Source organism: Gemmatimonadaceae bacterium, assembly GCA_020846935.1.
Lineage (GTDB): Bacteria > Gemmatimonadota > Gemmatimonadetes > Gemmatimonadales > Gemmatimonadaceae > RBC101.
The window spans coordinates 187554-204511 of the sequence record JADLCY010000002.1 but is presented as its reverse complement, the minus strand read 5'-3'; the positions used below and the strand labels follow the sequence as shown (position 1 = coordinate 204511).

Annotated in this window: 18 protein-coding genes; 8 read left to right on the top strand and 10 right to left on the bottom strand. The window is 68.3% G+C overall.

Annotation, left to right across the window (positions count from 1 at the left end; all coding sequences use genetic code 11):
* Positions 1–72 precede the first annotated feature (72 nt).
* Complete coding sequence (locus IT361_04845; GenBank protein ID MCC6317001.1) at positions 73–1266, top strand: ribonuclease D; 1194 nt, start codon at positions 73–75, stop codon at positions 1264–1266.
* Positions 1259–2938 (top strand): family 10 glycosylhydrolase, encoded by a 1680-nt coding sequence (locus IT361_04840; protein ID MCC6317000.1) that lies wholly within the window; start codon positions 1259–1261, stop codon positions 2936–2938. Before IT361_04845 ends, IT361_04840 begins: the two co-directional genes overlap by 8 nt.
* Here the strand turns inward: IT361_04840 and IT361_04835 are convergent.
* Both IT361_04835 and IT361_04830 read right to left on the bottom strand, forming a co-directional pair.
* Positions 2883–3407 carry an MgtC/SapB family protein gene (locus tag IT361_04835; GenBank protein ID MCC6316999.1) on the bottom strand — a complete coding sequence of 175 codons (525 nt, stop codon included), beginning with the start codon at positions 3405–3407 and terminating at the stop codon, positions 2883–2885. The two genes, IT361_04840 and IT361_04835, sit on opposite strands and share 56 nt — an antisense overlap.
* 213 nt (positions 3408–3620) lie before the next feature.
* Positions 3621–4025, bottom strand: a complete 405-nt coding sequence (locus tag IT361_04830; GenBank protein MCC6316998.1) for a metal-sulfur cluster assembly factor — start codon at positions 4023–4025, stop codon at positions 3621–3623.
* A gap of 251 nt (positions 4026–4276) precedes the next feature.
* Between IT361_04830 and IT361_04825 the strand changes: the two genes are divergently transcribed.
* Positions 4277–5797, top strand: a complete 1521-nt coding sequence (locus IT361_04825; protein MCC6316997.1) for a fumarate hydratase — start codon at positions 4277–4279, stop codon at positions 5795–5797.
* Positions 5798–5833: 36 nt separating this feature from the next.
* On the opposite strand, the gene IT361_04820 is transcribed toward IT361_04825, so the two are convergent.
* The 4 genes from IT361_04820 to IT361_04805 are packed head-to-tail and all read right to left on the bottom strand — an operon-like array spanning position 5834 to position 8199.
* Complete coding sequence (locus IT361_04820) at positions 5834–6448, bottom strand: hypothetical protein (protein ID MCC6316996.1); 615 nt, start codon at positions 6446–6448, stop codon at positions 5834–5836.
* Positions 6441–7007, bottom strand: coding sequence for a hypothetical protein (locus IT361_04815; GenBank protein ID MCC6316995.1), 567 nt, complete (start codon positions 7005–7007; stop codon positions 6441–6443). The genes IT361_04820 and IT361_04815 overlap by 8 nt, the downstream gene beginning before the upstream one ends.
* 26 nt (positions 7008–7033) lie before the next feature.
* Positions 7034–7762 carry a hypothetical protein gene (locus IT361_04810; protein ID MCC6316994.1) on the bottom strand — a complete coding sequence of 243 codons (729 nt, stop codon included), beginning with the start codon at positions 7760–7762 and terminating at the stop codon, positions 7034–7036.
* Entirely contained in the window at positions 7759–8199 is a 441-nt protein-coding gene (locus IT361_04805) for a hypothetical protein (GenBank protein MCC6316993.1), read from the bottom strand. Before IT361_04805 ends, IT361_04810 begins: the two co-directional genes overlap by 4 nt.
* Positions 8200–8417: 218 nt before the next feature.
* On the opposite strand from IT361_04805, the gene IT361_04800 reads away from it, so the two are divergent.
* Together IT361_04800 and IT361_04795 are read left to right on the top strand one after the other, a co-directional pair.
* The gene (locus tag IT361_04800; GenBank protein ID MCC6316992.1) at positions 8418–8768 is read left to right on the top strand and encodes a hypothetical protein; all 351 of its coding nucleotides are present in this window, start codon (positions 8418–8420) and stop codon (positions 8766–8768) included.
* Positions 8761–10296: an NAD(P)/FAD-dependent oxidoreductase gene (locus tag IT361_04795; protein ID MCC6316991.1), complete on the top strand. Its 1536-nt coding sequence runs from the start codon at positions 8761–8763 to the stop codon at positions 10294–10296. The genes IT361_04800 and IT361_04795 overlap by 8 nt, the downstream gene beginning before the upstream one ends.
* Here the strand turns inward: IT361_04795 and IT361_04790 are convergent.
* The 3 genes from IT361_04790 to IT361_04780 form a co-directional block, all read right to left on the bottom strand.
* Positions 10288–11226: a polyprenyl synthetase family protein gene (locus tag IT361_04790; GenBank protein MCC6316990.1), complete on the bottom strand. Its 939-nt coding sequence runs from the start codon at positions 11224–11226 to the stop codon at positions 10288–10290. The two genes, IT361_04795 and IT361_04790, sit on opposite strands and share 9 nt — an antisense overlap.
* An 11-nt stretch (positions 11227–11237) precedes the next feature.
* The gene (locus IT361_04785) at positions 11238–11621 is read right to left on the bottom strand and encodes a hypothetical protein (protein MCC6316989.1); all 384 of its coding nucleotides are present in this window, start codon (positions 11619–11621) and stop codon (positions 11238–11240) included.
* Between the two features lie 276 nt (positions 11622–11897).
* On the bottom strand, positions 11898–13286 hold the full coding sequence (locus IT361_04780) for a serine hydrolase (GenBank protein MCC6316988.1): 1389 nt from the start codon (positions 13284–13286) through the stop codon (positions 11898–11900).
* A 319-nt stretch (positions 13287–13605) separates the two neighbouring features.
* Between IT361_04780 and IT361_04775 the strand changes: the two genes are divergently transcribed.
* From IT361_04775 to IT361_04765, 3 genes are read left to right on the top strand one after another with little or no spacing between them, the layout of a single operon-like run.
* Entirely contained in the window at positions 13606–14181 is a 576-nt protein-coding gene (locus tag IT361_04775; protein MCC6316987.1) for a sigma-70 family RNA polymerase sigma factor, read from the top strand.
* Positions 14156–14890: a hypothetical protein gene (locus IT361_04770; protein MCC6316986.1), complete on the top strand. Its 735-nt coding sequence runs from the start codon at positions 14156–14158 to the stop codon at positions 14888–14890. Before IT361_04775 ends, IT361_04770 begins: the two co-directional genes overlap by 26 nt.
* Before the next feature lie 2 nt (positions 14891–14892).
* On the top strand, positions 14893–16089 hold the full coding sequence (locus IT361_04765; protein ID MCC6316985.1) for a PDZ domain-containing protein: 1197 nt from the start codon (positions 14893–14895) through the stop codon (positions 16087–16089).
* Positions 16090–16176: 87 nt separating this feature from the next.
* On the opposite strand, the gene IT361_04760 is transcribed toward IT361_04765, so the two are convergent.
* Entirely contained in the window at positions 16177–16953 is a 777-nt protein-coding gene (locus IT361_04760) for a matrixin family metalloprotease (protein ID MCC6316984.1), read from the bottom strand.
* Positions 16954–16958 lie beyond the last annotated feature (5 nt).

The window sequence follows — 16958 nt, the reverse complement described above, 5'->3', positions numbered from 1 at the left end:
TGAGTTTTCTTTCACGACCGCGGTGCGGGACACTCCGACTAGATTGTCGAACTTCGCCCCTCGCCTGACGCCGTGCCCTCGACCAGTCCCGCCGCCCGCTACCTCGATACTGCCTCCGCAGCCACGGGCTTTCTGGGGGAGATTGCCTCCGCGCGGACCGTGGCCGTGGACACCGAAGGCGCGAGCTATCACCGCTTCGTTGACCGGATCTACCTGCTGCAGCTGTCGACCGCGGCGCAGCACGCCATCATCGACCCGCTCAAGGTCAGCGATCTCGGAAGGCTCGGCGCTCTGCTCGAAGATCCGGCGGTCGAGGTCGTGTTTCACGATGCCGACTACGACCTTCGGCTCCTGCACCAGGACTATGGCTGGCGCGTCACGAACATCTTCGACACGCGTGTTGCCGCCCAGCTCCTTGGTATCAAGGCGTTCGGTCTGGCGGCACTCCTCGAGCAGAACTTCGGGGTCAAGCTCGACAAGAAGCACCAGCGCGCCGACTGGTCGATGCGACCGCTGACCACCGACATGCTCGACTACGCGGCACAGGACACGCTCCACCTCATCGACCTGAGCCAGCGCATGCGCGCTGCGCTCGAGAAGAAGCGTCGCTGGCACTGGGCGCAGGAGGAGTTCAAGCGGCTCGAGGGGACCCAGTGGGACGCGGACGATCCGTCCACGACGTTCCTCAGGCTCAAGGGCGCGCGGGATCTGGGTCGGCGCGAACTCGCGCGCTTGCGCGAGTTGGTGACCTGGCGCGACGACGTGGCCCGGTCGCAGGACCGCAGCACTTTTCGTGTCGTGACAAACGAGGCACTGCTGGAACTTTCGCGCCGCAACCCCGCGCGCCCGGCCGAGGTCGGGGCGGTGAAGGGGCTCAATGCCAGGCTCGTCGAGCAGCGCGGTCGAGACATCGTGGAGGCCGTGCTGCGGGGCAACGCGGTTCCCGAGGCCGAGCTGCCGCGGTTCCCGCGCGCGCCACGCTGGGATCGCGATCCCGACTTTGACGACAAGGTCGCCCGCCTCAAGACGGTTCGCGATGCGGCCGCCGTGCGGCTTGAGATGGATCCCGGCGTGTTGTGTGCCCGCGATCGTCTGGAGGCCGTCGTGCGCGCCAGGCCGACGCGTGTGGAAGACCTGTCGTCGATTCACGAGCTGCGGCGCTGGCAAGTCGAGGAACTGGGAGAGGAGTTCGTGAAGGCCCTGCGCGCCGCCGGCAACGGTACGCGCCCGCAGCCCGCCAGCGACTCTCCCTACCGTGATGCCTGACGCGGCAACGATCCGGAGCTGGTGTCGCTGCCGCATCAGCCTCCCAGGCCACATCCGTCTCGTCCTGTTCCTCCTCGTGCTCACCGGCGCGACGGGTGCACGCGCTCAGGAATGGACGCAGGGTCAGCGCTACGCGCGCGCAGCGGGAGAGGCAGACACGATCGCACCGCCCGTGATGCGGGAGTTCCGCGCGGCGTGGCTCGCGACGGTGTCCAACATCGACTGGCCATCCCGTCCGGGCCTGTCCGTCGACTCCATGAAGGCCGAACTGCGCGTGCTGCTCGACGCGGCTGCGCGCGCCCGACTCAACGCGATCATCTTCCAGGTGCGGCCGTCCGCTGACGCGCTGTATGCCTCGAAGCTGGAGCCGTGGTCGTACTATCTCACCGGAGTCCAGGGTCGGGCGCCCGCACCCTCGTGGGATCCCCTGCGCTGGGCGATCGCCGAGTCGCACGCTCGAGGGATGGAACTCCACGCGTGGTTCAACCCCTATCGTTCACGACACCCATCAGACAAGAGCCCACGTGCCGCACCGTCGCACGTGAGTCGCGCTCACCCCACGTGGAACCGTCGCTACGGCACCATGCAGTGGATGGATCCCGGGGTACCCGCCGTGCGGCAGCGAACGGTGAACGTGATCCTCGACGTCGTGCAGCGTTACGACGTGGATGGCGTGCACATGGACGACTACTTCTACCCGTATCCCGAGCGCACCCGTCGCGGTCGCCGGATCCCGTTTCCCGACGATGCGTCGTATCGCGCGTACCAGCGTCGTGGCGGAACGCTCGCGCGCGACGACTGGCGGCGTGCCAACGTTGACGGACTCGTCGGCGAGATCTACGAGAAGGTGAAGGCCACCAAGCCGTGGGTGAAGGTGGGCATCTCGCCATTCGGCATCTGGCGTCCCGGGTATCCCGAAACGGTGAGTGGCTTCGATCAGTACGAGGAGCTCTACGCTGACGCTCGGCTCTGGCTCAACAAGGGGTGGATCGACTACTTCACGCCCCAGCTCTACTGGAAACTCGGCGCGCCGCAGCAGCCCTACGGCGACCTGCTGGCGTGGTGGCGCGGCGAGAATCTCCTGGCGCGTCACGTCTGGCCGGGGAACTACACCGGGCGTGCATCGGCGCGCCGGAACGTCACCTGGCCGGTGAGCGAGATCATCGACCAGGTACAGGAGACGCGTCGGCAGCTCGGTGCGCTCAGTGGCAATGTGCATTTCCCGTTGAACGCCTTCGTGGCGAACACCGATGCGCTGGTCGACCGCATGACGGCCGGGGTCTATGCCGAGCCAGCGCTGATCCCCGCATCGCCATGGCTTTCGTCGGGTGAGTCGGCCGTTCCAGCGATCCGCGTTGACTCCACCGCGGACGGCATCCAGTTGACCATCGAGCCGTCGGTTTTCAGCACGGCGGCCGTGCCTGCACCGCCAGCGACGGGCGATGCAACGCGAACCACGCGCCCGACCCCACCGCGCGATCATGTCAGCGACGCGCGCTGGTGGGTCGTGCGGGCGCGCTACGCCGATGCGTGGAGCGTCTGGATCGCCGACGCGTCAACGACGATGGTGCGACTGGCGAACGGCGTGGACGGTGCCATGCCGGCGTATGTCACCGTCAGTGCGATCGATCGCTCGGGTCAGGAGAGTGCTGCGAAACGCGTGAGCTGGTAGCGCGACGATCGGCCGCGCCCACTCGGCGATCACCTTCAAAGGCTCCCTCGGCGCCGCTCGACTTGAAGGGTGCGAGCCAGCGAAGAACCGCAAAGACCGCCGCGCTCAGCAACACCGCGATGTCGTACTGGTGATACGCCACCGCGGCCCCCACGGCCGCCGTGCTCCAGATACTCGCCGCGGTGGCCGTTCCGCGCACGTTGGTGCCGGTCTTGAGGATGGCGCCGCTGCCGATGAATCCGATGCCGGTGAGCAGACCCTGCCACACCCGTGACTGCGCCTCGTTCGATGGCTCGAACGCGGTCCGCGCCGCGATCAGGAAGGCACACGTCGAGATCGCGACGAGCGTGAACGTGCGCAGCCCGGCGCTACGCTCGTGACGCTCGCGGTCCCAGGCGATCGGCAACGCGAGCAGAAAGGCCATCACGAGCTGGGCCACATGCATCCAGACCTCGGGCAGGCTTCTCATGTCGCTATGTCGTCAGGTTCGAGGGTCGGTGCCAGGCTCGGTCCGCCGGCCGGTGCCTTCATACGCATCAGTACGACTCGGCGGTGCCGATCAGCGGACCGACGCCGGTACCCGCAGTCGCAGGGGTGCGGTGCCTGCGGGGCCGCAGCCAGACTTGCGAAGGTCCGGATGCGGGGCCGCATTCCCGGAACCTGGCCGGCCCGCAGCGTTGCATCAAAAGCCGAGGTAGGCGCGCACCCGTGGCTCGATCCGATCCGGCGTCCACGGCGGAGACCACACGAGGTTGATCGTTGCCGACCCGATGCCGTCGATGGTCTCGACCTGCCGCTGCGCTTCACCCATGATCTCGGGGCCGGAGGGACAGCCAGGCGACGTCAGGCTCATGTCGACGCGGACGTCGCTCCCTTCCACGACGATGTCGTAGATGAGCCCGAGGTCGACGATGTTCATGTTGATCTCCGGGTCCTTCACACGCCGCAGGGCGAGGCGCACCTGATCGGGCGAGAGGGCACTGTCGGCGGGATCCCCGGGCGCGGCCTGATCGACGGCATCGTCAACACGGGGGGGCGCCGAATGCGGCGCCGGAAGGTCGGGTTCAAACACGGGGAGTCCTCTCATATGCGACCGGCTCAAGATCGTGGGCGTCGCACGTGCGCGGCAAGCGACGCCCACGCCCATACCAACCCGCATCGCCGCCCAGGGTTCACGCAACCGAGCCGGTTGGTTCCCTCCCACGACGACCAACGCCCCACTACCTGAGACGGACCAGTCCCGGCTCCCCCTCGAGCCGCCCATCCATCGGCCCCCCTGTGCCCATCTGGCCACCCGCACACCCGCCCATCCTCCATCCGCCTCGATACCTTCCCACCATGCCGACCATCACGCAGGCCGACTTCATCCAGTCGATCGCCGACGCCCTCCAGCACATCTCGTACTACCACCCCCTCGACTACATCGAGGCGCTGGCCCAGGCGTACGAGCGCGAACAGAGCCCCGCGGCCCGGGACGCCATCGCGCAGATCCTCACCAACTCGCGAATGTGTGCCGAGGGGCACCGCCCGATCTGCCAGGACACCGGGATCGTGGTGGTCTTCCTGAAGGTCGGGATGAACGTGCGGTGGGACGCCACCATGTCCATCCAGGAGATGGTCGACGAGGGTGTGCGCCGCGCGTATCTATTGCCCGAGAACGTGCTGCGCGCGTCGATCGTCGCCGATCCGGCTTTCTCCCGGAAGAACACCCGCGACAACACACCGGCCGTCGTGCACACCGAGCTCGTCGCCGGCGACACGGTCGAGGTCAAGCTCGCCGCCAAGGGAGGCGGTTCCGAGAACAAGTCCAAGTTCGCGATGCTCAATCCCGGCGACTCCATCGTCGACTGGGTCCTCAGGACGGTGCCGCTCATGGGTGCGGGCTGGTGCCCGCCCGGCATGCTCGGCATCGGCATCGGTGGTTCGGCCGAAAAGGCCATGCTGATGGCGAAGGAATCGCTCATGGAGCACATCGACATGGCACAGCTCAAGGCCCGCGGGCCGCAGAACCGCATCGAGGAACTGCGCATCGAGCTGCACGACAAGGTGAATGCGTTAGGCATCGGCGCCCAGGGACTCGGCGGACTCTCCACCGTGCTGGACGTGAAGATCTTCGACTACCCGACGCACGCGGCGTCGAAGCCGATCGCGATGATCCCGAATTGCGCCGCCACGCGGCATGCCCACTTCACGCTCGACGGTTCCGGCGTGGCCCGGCTGCCGATCCCCAGGCTCTCCGACTGGCCCGACGTCACCTGGCGTCCTGACGTCAACGCCAAACGCGTCGACCTCAACGCGCTCACGCCGGAGATCGTCGCGACGTGGAAGGCTGGTGACCGTTTGCTGCTCAGCGGCAAGTTGCTCACAGGGCGCGACGCAGCGCACAAGCGCATCGCCGACCTCTACGCGAAGGGCGAAGGACTGCCCGAAGGGGTCGACTTCACCAATCGCGTGATCTACTACGTCGGCCCCGTCGATCCGGTGCGCGACGAAGCCGTCGGACCCGCCGGCCCCACGACCGCGACGCGCATGGACTCGTTCACCGAGATGATGCTCGCCCGCACCGGGCTGGTCGCCATGATCGGCAAGGCCGAGCGCGGACCGACCGGCCTCGAGGCCATTCGCAAGCACAGGGCCGCCTATCTGATGGCGGTGGGCGGCGCTGCCTACCTGGTATCCAAGGCGATCCGCGCCGCGCGCGTCGTGGCCTTCGGTGACCTCGGGATGGAGGCGATCTACGAGTTTGACGTCGACGAGATGCCCGTCACCGTCGCCGTCGACGCGGCCGGGAACAACGTCCACGAGACGGGGCCGCAGGAGTGGCAGGAAAAGATCAGGAGGCTGCCGGTCCTCACTTGAGCACGAGCGCCGTGCCTGGCGCCCGTGCTCGCCAGTTCACTTCGGGTTGCGCGTGCGGGCGCGCTTGCGCCCGCGCGGCTGTCCAGACGCGCGCGACGCGCCGGACTCCTTCGTGGTTCCGGCTGCATCAGGGGTCGCGTCGCGCGCGTCATCGACCGGATGGAGGCGACGCACGACGATCGGCACAGCCATCCCATCGAGTCCCTTGATGGTGACTTCGCCCGCGTACCCGACGCCGGCCGCGAACGCGTCGTCGACCGCGACTTCGACTTCCACCACTTGCTCCTCGCCAGGTGCGAGCGTCACCGCTGCCGGCGAAAAGGTGGTCCTGGCCGCTACGGCCGCACCGCGTGCGTCCCTGAAGTCGGATCCGGCAAAGCTGCACGTGACCGCGCGCCCGAGGTCGTTGGTGACGAGAAAGCTCCCTTTCACCACCTTCCCGGCCTCACCCTCGATGACCAGCGCGCCCGCCGAGCCCTCGACCTCGGTCACCGGCGACCCCGCGCTCGTCCCGCCCGGCGGCGCTCCAGCCAGGATCTCGGAGACGCCGCGCACGTATTCCATCGAGAGATCGAGCCAGCCCTTGTACAGTCTGGCGTTTGCCTGAACGAGTCGACGAGCGACTTCGGTAAGTTCGGCGCTGTCAGCCATCGCGACCGACCGTGCCCGGGAGGCGCGGGTTCAGGCAGGGCCGCGGGCAGTAGAAGTGATCGTACCAGTGGTGGACGTGGTCCGGGCAGTCGTCGATCGCGACGTCGCAGCAGGTGCGACCCGCGCAGTCGGTCACCAGGACCTCGAGTCGCACAAAGTGATTGTTGCAGCCACGGACGATGAGCGGTGCGGACAGGCGCTGGCCAATCGGTACCTTGTCGGGGACGTGCACGGTGACGAGGAAGGTGGCGCTTTCCTGCGGGTCGAGGACGAGTGCGGTCGGCGTGAACGTCAGCCACGCGGCCAGCTTGCCCAGCGCGGTGACTGCCACGACTTGTCGACCCCACCCACAGTTGGCCACGTGGACCCGGACGGTGGCGGTGCCGCCCGGTGGCACCTCGAGTCGGCACGTGCCGGCGTGCCTGGGTTCCCAGCACGGAGGCGGTACCTCGCATCCGCACGACCCGGCCCGCGAGACCGCGGTCTCCGTCAGCGTGGCGGCGACCCGAAGCGGCGTTTCGAGCAGGGCGCCAAGCGCGCCGCCGACGGGGCGCCGCAAGGACGAGTCAATGGGAGCGCCTTTCATCATGGCTTGGTCCGTCCATTCCGGGGCCGCGACGCCACCGGGACGGTGACGACGATGAGGTGCGCGTCATTGCCGATGAGCCAGCTGCCCTCGTAGGTCCGTCCCGCGTTCAGCGTGTCCGGCAACTCGACGTTTGCCGAGAGCTCGCGGGATTCACCGGGCGCCAGCAGGCCGCTCCCCCGTTTCACCGACACCCTGGCCTCGCCACCGTGGTCGGCGCGCATCTCGTCGAAAAAGCGCTCGACGCGTGACTCGCCGCTCGCGAGCTGCGCGCGCAACGCGCGGCCGAGCGCCCGATCCTGACCCGAGGCATCGTCGAGGTCGAAGGCGTCGATCTGCGGGATCTCGACGCCGGTGTTGCCGCTGTTCACGACGTTCAGCGCGAGCGACACGCTCGTGCCAGCGGCGCCGCTGACCACACTCTGCTTCGGTTGCACGCGCACGCGGACGACGGGCTCGACCTCGACGTACACCCGGCGCGGCTTGCCGTCGAACGTGGCTTCGCCATCGTAACGCCCGGGCGGGGTGTCGGCCGGGAGTCGAAGTCGTACCTCGCTCTGTCCGCGCCCGTGCGGGCGCAGCGCTCCCCGGTAGATGGTCGACGCACCCTCCACCGTGAGCGACACCGGCACGCTGCGCTCGGCGCCGGCGTCAAACGGCACGACGGCGGTCAGGTTGGTGGGCGAGCCGGTCAGCAGGATGGCGCCGGCGGCGGTGGCGGCACTCACGGGTTGCGCAGGCGCAGGACCGCGCCCACGGTCGTGGGTTGTGTCGGTTGCGGTTGCGCCGCCGGTCGCGCCGGCCCGCAGCGCTCGCACGGCGTGGGGACGTAGGGCTCCGTGATCACCTGCGCTTCGCCACACAGGTGAAGGGCCGCGAGTTCCACGCCGAGCACGGAGAATCCCAGGCGAAAGTTCGCCGGGATGTGCGCGCGCACCGACGGGATCTCGCGGATTCGCACCGTGACGTCGGGAAGGTGGCTGATGCCCACCGCGCCGGTGAGGTTCACCGGACCGACGGGTCCGACGGATCCGATATCGGTGATGCCGAAGTCCGGAATCGCTGCCACGTCGACCGGCGGCAGGCTGATGACCTGCGCATCCACCGTGGGAAGGTCGTCGACGTCGACGTCGACCTTGTTGATGACCTTGACGTTGTACGCCATCCATCGCTCCCGCGATTCTCTCGGTGCGCCTATTTAGGAATGCGGGCGATGATCGTCAAGCGTGGCGCCATGCCCGCACCCGGGCAGCGGCGGATGGGGTCGCTGATGGCGAACTCGTCAGTACCTACATGCACGCTGCGGGCCCATTCGGGGCGTGCCCCTTGCGCATTCACGATTGGAATGGGAGAGTGTCCCCGCGCCCGCATGCGAGTGGTTCGATGACGATTCGCTGGAACGCCACGGTGTCCGACACGCCGGAAACCGAGCCCTACGCCGTGATCGGCGACCTGGTGCTCGCGGTCCGCACGCCGCGCTCGCGCGACTTCGTCACGGTGGAGGTCGCCTCGTCGGCCCGAGCAACCGCCCCGCAGAAGCGCGCCGCCGGCGTGCTGCTCTCTCCTCGGCCCACGCCCTGCCTCGCCGACCAATGGCACGGCGAAGTCCACCTCGGCGATGCCGTGAGCTTCGATGTCGACGGGGCACGCTATCGCCTCACACTCGCGCGCCTCTCGGAGACGCCAGCCGGCATGCCGTGGGTCACGTGCGACTTCCTGCTCGAACGTGACTGATCCCCCGCGCGCTCGGCGTCGGTCGGCGTCAGCCACCTCACGCTACGACACCGTGGTGGTCGGTGGCGGACCCGCGGGTGCGGTGATGGCCTGGTCACTGGCGTCGCGCGGCCTGCGAGTGCTCGTGCTGGATCGTGCGCGCTTCCCACGGGAAAAGGTCTGCGGCGACTTCGTCGAGCCCCGGGGACTTCGCCTCCTCCAGTCCATGGGCTGTCTGGGTCGGCTCGAAGCCCATGGCCCGCTGGCCATCACCCACGTCAACCTGTTCCTCGGGAGCCGGAGCGCGTACCGCGAGCACATCCCGTTCTACGCCGGGCAGACCGACGTGCCGTCGCACGGCTACATCATCCCGCGTGAAGAGCTTGATGTCCGCATCCTCGAATCGGCGGCGAGCGCTGGCGCCGAGGTTCGACAGGGGTGCCATGTGTCCGGCGTGGAACGCGACGGCGCCGAACTTCGCGTGCAATATCGCGACGGTGAGGCCGACGCGATCGCTCGGGCCCCGATCGTCGTCGGCGCGGACGGCGTGCATTCCGTCGTGGCGCGCTCGTTCGGGCTGCTGCACGACGATCCACGGTACATGGCCATCTCGCAACGCGCGTACGTCGAAGGCATCGAGACGGCAAACGGCGAAGCGGCGTTCGTGTTCGACCGCGACCTCTTCCCTGGCTATGGGTGGATGTTCCCCATGTCCAATGGTCGCGCCAACGTGGGCGTCGGCATTCTCGCCGAGACGCGCGATCGGTACCAGATCAGCGTGCCGGCGCTGCTGCAGTCTTTCCTTCGCAAGCTGCAACGCATTCATCCCGGCTGCGCGTCGATGCGTCTCGCGTCCAAGCCGATCGGCGGGATCGTGAAGACGTACGGCGGGGGCGGGAAGAACTACTTTGACGGCGGCATCCTGATCGGAGACGCAGGGTGCTTCGTGGACCCGATGACGGGTGAGGGCATCACACCGGCCGCCGAGTCCGCAGTCATCGGCGCCGATGTCATCGTCGATGCGCTGGCGCGTGGGCGCACGGACGCGGCGACGCTGTCGGCGTATCACGCGCGCTTCCGCGCCTACTTCGATCCCGCGATGTGCTACCTCGACTTTGTGGCGAGCGTGATGCGCAACAAGCACTTCGGCGACTTCTGGCTGGGAGTCGTCGAACGCGGCTGCGAGATGGCGATGCGGGACGCGGCGTTTGCCAAGACGGGGGGCGCGGCGTTCGGCGGACTCGACGTGCGGCCGCTCGACATCGTGAGTCGCATGTGGGCCAAGGCCGCCGGGCAGGTCACTGCCGAGACGGGCCGGTTCGCGGCCGACCTGGCGGCGGGACGCTTTCGCCCGCTGGGCGGGTTCGCCGACGTGGGCCGCTGGTACTCGGGATGGCTTGGATCGCTCGCCGAGGATCCCGGTTGGCACGCGGGCTGGATGCGCGACGTGAGTCGCAAGTGGCTCGGGCTGGCGCGCACGACGCGATTTCGGGATCCGCGCACACGCGGACCGGTGCAGGTGCGGCTCAGCGCCGCGGCGTCACGCTGACAGGCGACGGGTATTCCGGACGAGGGCGATCAGGCCATCGGGCGCGCGCGCCACGCGTCGCGCCTCGGCCTCCGCCTCCGCGGCGATGCCGTCGAGATACTCCTCGGCCAGGGGCAGGGCGGCCTTCATGGCATCGAGGAGCCTTGGCAGCCCTTCCGGCGTTGGCTGCCGAAACAGGAGCGCTACCTCCGGATCCCGGATGGCCAGGGCCACCGGCAGGGTGAGGATGCCATCGCGGAGATCCTCCTCGCCCCCGCCGCCTAACGCGACGGCGCCCTTGACGTCACCGACGTCGTCACAGCCGTGGTAGAGCATGCCCAGCAGGTGTCCAAACTCGCGGAGCCTGGAGTCTCCGGTGCCAAGGCAGGCGCAGGCCTCGAACATGCTTCCGGTGTCCTCGCCGGCGATCAGCCGCCAGTCTTCGACGCCGAGGGGCTGGCGTCGCAGGCGCCACTGGAGCGTTTCCGCGGCCGCGAGGCGTCGGAACAGCTCGCCGATGATCTGCACGTTGAACGGATTGTCGCGGACGAGCTCGAAGGCGTCAGCGGTGACATAGCCCGAGGCCATGAGCGCGGGCAGCAGTCCAAAACGACAATGCAGGGTCAGCACGCCGCGGCGGAAGCGCGAGCGATCGAGGATGTCGTCGACGATGAGCGACACGTTGTGCACCATCTCGACCGCCGCCGCCGCCCGGATCTGCGTGTCGCTCACCGGTTCGCCCGCAACTGCCTGGTGGCAGGCGAACAAGGTGACGGGCCGGAAGTACTTGGAGCGACCGAAGAACTGCCACTCGAGCAGCGGCTTGACCTCGCCGTTGCTGGCTGCGGTCCAGGTCTGGATGAACGCCTTGAGCTGCTCGAGTTCGCGATCGAACCCTTCGGCCATCACCAGACCGGCGGTGACGGCGTCGGCCGGAGCGGCGGTGGCCACCGGCGATCAGCTCAGGCCTTGGCGCGTCCGGCGCGCTTGCGCCGCGTACCACGCGCCGATCGCGAGCGCGTACCGCCACCACCGCCTGACGTACGGGCTTCGGTGATCCGGTCCAGCTCCTCGAGGAACTTCGTGGCCGAGTGCCGGGGGATCTCGGTGATCGCCCGCGCGTTGGCGCGGCCCGCATCGACGAGTTCGAGGATGACGTCCTTGGTGGGCTCGTCGGTGTCGAGGTTCGCGAGCGTCCTGGTCGCTGACTGCACGAAGGCGGACGTTTGCTCGATCCACTCGGTCCAGAACGTGATCCCGGCCTTGAGCGCGGCGAGCTGCACCTCGATCGCATCAGTGAGCAACTGACGGAGATCGTCCTCGCGGCTGAGTTCGGTTTCGGTCATGCGATCACCCGCGCAGCGCAGTTAGGGAGAACCAAGGTCGCCATTATTGCCACCAGCGACGGATTGCGCAACGCACATGTCGGCGGCCTGGGCCGCAGCGTGCCGACGGACCCGCTCGATGCGCGTGGTCACGGCAATCCACCTGACGGCGAGCGCGGCTGGCGGCGACCAGCGCCGTTGGAGCCCTCGTCGCCAGGGTGATTGCCTGCGTCTGCGACAGCCCTGTCCCGTGCGCGACCCGCTGCGGGATTCAGGCAGCGAGGGTCTCGCGGCTGTTCAGCTCTTGCGCGTCGGTGCCTTGGCGCGCGCGGCGGTGGGCCGTTTGGTCGGCGCCTTCTTCTTCGCGGTGGTAGTCGGCCGCGACCTGGTGCTGACCGTGCGCCTGGACGTGATCGGCTTCTTGGCCTTGCTCGACGGCTTGCGTGAGCGTGAGCGCCGCGAGCGGCGGATGGCCGGGTTCCAGCCATCGGCCCGGTCAGCGCGGAAGGTAGCCGGCATGACGGGCACTTCACCCACGCCTTCGACCACGGCAAGCGCGGCCGCGTCCGCGAGATCGGCGCGTACGTCCGCAATGACCTTGGCGGGGCGCCGGGCGCGTGCGGCATGTACGCGGTTCGTGAGAAGCACCACGAACATGTCGCGGTCGGGATCGATCCACAGCGAGGTGCCGGTGTAGCCGGTGTGCCCGTAGGCACGTGGCGACAGGTACTCGCCAGACCCGCCATCGCCATCGGCGGTGTCCCATCCGAGAGCGCGCGTCCCGGCTGCACGCGTCGTGAACCGCGCAACCGTGGTGTCGCTCACGATGCGCACACCGTCGTACACGCCGCCGTTGAGCATCATGGTCGCAAAGACGGCGAGGTCCGACGCCGTGGAAAACAGGCCGGCGTGGCCCGCCACGCCACCGAGCGCGAAGGCGTTTTCGTCGTGAACCTCACCCTTGAGCGGATAGCCGCGCGGCGGGTTGACCTCGGTCGGCGCAATGCGCGACACGAGTCCCGGTGCTGGATTGAATCGCGTGTCGGCCATGCCCAGCGGCGTGAAAACGCGCTCGGCGAGGAACTGATCGAGCCCCTGGCCGCTGATCGTTTCGATGACCCAGCCCAGGACGTCGGCGCCCAGGTCCGAGTAGACGAAGCAGTCCCCGGGATTGCAGGCCAGCGGCGTGGACAACACGATGCTCCTGGCCTGCTCACGCGAGAGCGCGAGCCGCCACAACTGCTTGCCGGCCGGCAGACCCGAATGGTGTGTGAGGAGCTGACGGACCGTGACGCGATCCTTGGCGCCTCCACCAAACGCGGGGATGATGGACGCCACCGGCGCATCCAGGTCGAGGCGGCCCTCGTCGTACAGAATCATCGCCGCGGTGGTCGTGCCCACGACCTTGGTAAGCGACGCGAGGTCGTAGATCGTCTCGTCGACGTTCACCGCGGGGCTACCGGACCCCCAGCCGAGGTGGCCATAGCCGCGTTCGAACACGGCGGCACCACGGCGGCCGATCACCACGGCCGCGCCGGGATACCCACCGGCACTCAACCCCCGACGCACCACTCGATCGATGTTTGACAGACGCTCCGCTGACATGCCGACGTCACGGGGCGCACGGACCGGTAACCGGGCCGCGCTGCCAGCGGTGACGAGGGCGATTGCCAGGGGTAGGAGCACGTCGGTCGAAAGCGGGTGACGAAGAACAATTACTCGGGAGGACCCAGGTACTACGCGTCAGGACGAGCAAAGGTCGGACCAAGTTCCGATCATGCGGTGTGACGGGGATTCCAAGATGGTGTAGGTTGTTGTCCAAATGCAAGTTCCACGCGCTCACTTCATGTGACTCGTCTTAAGCAAAACGGCCCAGTTCGTTTCAGGGACGAAGCAAGATGCCGTCGGAACTGGCGAGTTTTTGTCCCAGCCGGGCCGGTGGTACACGTTCCTGGGAGAGGTAAACCCGGGTTGGTTGCGGGGGTGACAGACAAGACGGACTGCCATGGCATCTGATCAGGATCTCATCCAGCGCGCCATCGACGGCGATGAGCGGGCGATGCGGCGACTTTGGTCGACGCACGCGCCGCACATCGATGCCGTGGTCAGGCGCCTGGTCGGGGATGCGGATCAGGCGGCCGACATCGCGCAGGAGGTCTGGATCCAGATCTTCCGGGCCCTGCCGACGTACCGCGGCGAGTCGCAGTTCGGCACGTGGGCGCACCGCATTGCGGTCAACCGAACGCTCAATGCGCTGCGGCGCACGCGCCGGCTCGAGAAGATCGAAACAGACCTCGGGGAGGAGACGGCATCGGTGGAGCCGTCGAGCGACGGGACGTTCGTCATGGAGACGATCCAGGACGCCACCGCACGGCTCTCGCCCGGGGCCCGCACGGTGTTCGTCATGCACGACATCGAAGGATTCACGCACGAAGAGATCGCACGAGAACTGGGGATCACGACGGGAGGCTCGAAGTCGCAGTTGTTCAAGGCGCGCGCCCGGTTGCGCCGCCTGCTCGCACCTCTCGTTGATCGCCTTGACACGGACGCCTCGAATGACCACGCCGCACCCGCCTGTTGAACGCCTCGCCGAGCTCCTCGACGGCACGCCCACGCTGTTCGAGCGCGAGCATGTCGCGGGCTGCGCGAGCTGCACGAAAGAGTTGGAGTCTCTGGGTCGACTCGTCGCCCTGGCCAACGACGAGCGCCGCCGCATCGCCCCGCCGCTCACGTCGTGGGAGTCGCTTCGCGCCGGCCTCGATGCCGCCGACCTGATTGCCGACCCGGCCGCTCGCCGTCCGGCCAGCCCGACGCGCCGCTGGACCCAGCGCGTCGCGAGCATCGCACTCCTGCTCGCCGGTGGCGCGGTCGCGGGCCGATGGTCGGCAGGTCTCTCGCTCGCCGATGCCGTCGCCATTCGCGGCGCCGGTAGCGACAGCGCGATCCGTGACGCGTCGGTCGTGCCCGTGGCCCTGAATACCGGCGGCGCGACGTTCCGGTCCACCGACGAAGCGCTCGCCCATCTCCAGCGCGCCCAGCGCGCCTACGACGATGCCGCCGCGTGGCTCTCGGCGCACGACACCACCAGTTCGTCGCAGGCCAGCGATCAGTATCGCACGCGCCTTGCCGCGCTCGACATGGCGTCCGAAACGTTCGAGCAGGCACTCACCGACGCGCCCGAGGATCCCATCATCAACCAGTACTACATGGCGACGATGAACGCGCGTGAGGTCGCCATCCGCCGGCTCGGCACGACGCTGCCGGCGAGCGTTCGCATGGGGCGCTACTAGCCATGACGCGTCCGACCAGGCGACGGCGCGCAGCGGCGCGGGTGGAACCCGCGTGGCGGTGGAGCGTGCTCCTCGCGGCCGCGGCGGTCGCCGCGCCCGTACACGCCAGCGCCCAGCAGGACTCCGTGGTGCGCGTGGTCCGCGCCGTCACGCCGTTCGAGGTGCAGGTCGAGCGCCTAGCGCGCGAACTGGTGTCCAAGCGTAACCGGGCCCTCGTGCTCGCTACCACTCGGCAGCAGCTCCAGGTGTCGCTCCGCTCGCCCGAGCTCGCAGAGCTGAGCCGTGGCCAGGTGAGCACGCGGCTCCGCATGGTCGAGGATCAGCTGGCATCGCTCGAGGTCGCACGCATCGATCTTCGGCGCCAGCTGCAGGAACTCTGTGCCCCCAGTCGGCAGCCCGACGGTTGGATCGGCATCACCTTCCAGAGCAACTTCGTCGTGGACCTGCGTCCCGATGGCGTACAGCAGACGCATTTCCACGGCTACCCGGCGATCGAGTCGATCGAGCCGGGCTCGCCGGCGGAGAAGGGAGGCGTACGGCGCGGTGATGTGCTCCTGACGCTGGCCGGTCGCGATCTGCAGGACGCCGCCGTCGTCTTCCAGGAGCTGCTCAAGCCCGGGGCCCGGCTGCCGCTGCGGCTGCGTCGTGGGCTCGAGACGAAGACCATGGTCGTGACGATCGAACCCAGGCCGTCGGACTTCCAGCCCACGTGTGTCTGGGAGGACGACCTCATTGCCTCGGCGCTTGGCCTGGCTCCGCGGGGCAACGTGCGCATCCAGATGGTGCCGGCCGGAAGCAGCGGCCAGACCCGTGCCCAGGCCTACCGCTTCGAAACCAGCACGAACGATGCGCCGCGCGTCGTCGTCCGCGTGCCGGAGGATTCGACGAGGCGCTCGCTGCTGGTGTTCGATCGGCCGATCACCACGGATTGGGCGGGGGCGCAGTTCGCCACGCTCAACAGCGGGCTTGCCGGCGTGACCGGCGTCGAGCGCGGGGTGTTCGTGGTGGACGTTGCCCTGCGATCACCGGCCTCGATCTCCGGACTGCGTGGCGGCGATGTCGTCGTTGGCGCCAATGGCCGACCCGTGACCACGCCGTCGGAGCTGCGCGACGCGATGGAAACAGCGGCGGCCTCGCGCGAGCTGCGCCTGCAGGTCGTGCGTCTCGGAAAGGCGGAGACCATCATGCTCCGCTGGTGAGACCGGGCGCAGGGCCGGCGCACGAGGTGCAGAAACGCAGAACGCCCCGAACCGCGGTTCGGGGCGTTTGTTCGTGCTCGCGGGAGTTTACGCGCGTCGCTTGCCGACGCGGCCTGGCGGAAGGGAGTAGAGCAACTGAACCGTGGCGCGGTCGGCCGGCGACAGCTCCTTCACGCGAACCCGCGGCGCCATGATGCTCGTGGAGTCGCTCGCATGATCGAGTCCGAGCAGGTGCCCGACCTCGTGCAGCGCGATGGCTCTGGTGGCCGCCCGATCGAGCGCGTCACCGCCCTGATGGTGGACCGCGATCGTCACGTTGGCCTCGAGGATGTACCATCGCTCGTCGTGCGTCCACAACGTCTTGCCGCTGATCGGCTCACGGAAACGATCGACCCAGGTCACGTGGACGTTGGCCGACGCCGAATCGAGCACGAAGGTAAAGTTGATCGGCACGCCGGTCTCGCCCCACTCGAGGAACGCATCACGCACGAGCTGCAGCGAGGTAGGTGACCAGTTGCGGATGCGGGCCACCGGCTGGATCCAGACGCGCAGCGGATCGGTGCGACGTTCGGGCCAGCGCGCGAGCGCGGAGTCGTGTGACGCGAGCACCTCGCCGATGTAGGTGTTCGGCGATGCGAGTTCGATGCGACGACGCACGTCTTCGGCATTGGGGTCGTCGTCTGCCGATCGCCGCACGGCGCGCCGCGTTGGCGCCGATGCCACCGCGTTCGATCCCTCGCTCACCACCGGCTCGCCGTTGTGCGACCGCTCGGCGTGCGCCTGTCGCGTGACGAACGCCTGCGCACCCACGAATGCGGCAAGGCCGGCGAGCGCGGTAGCCACGGCGAGATCGAGGCGCTTCATGACGA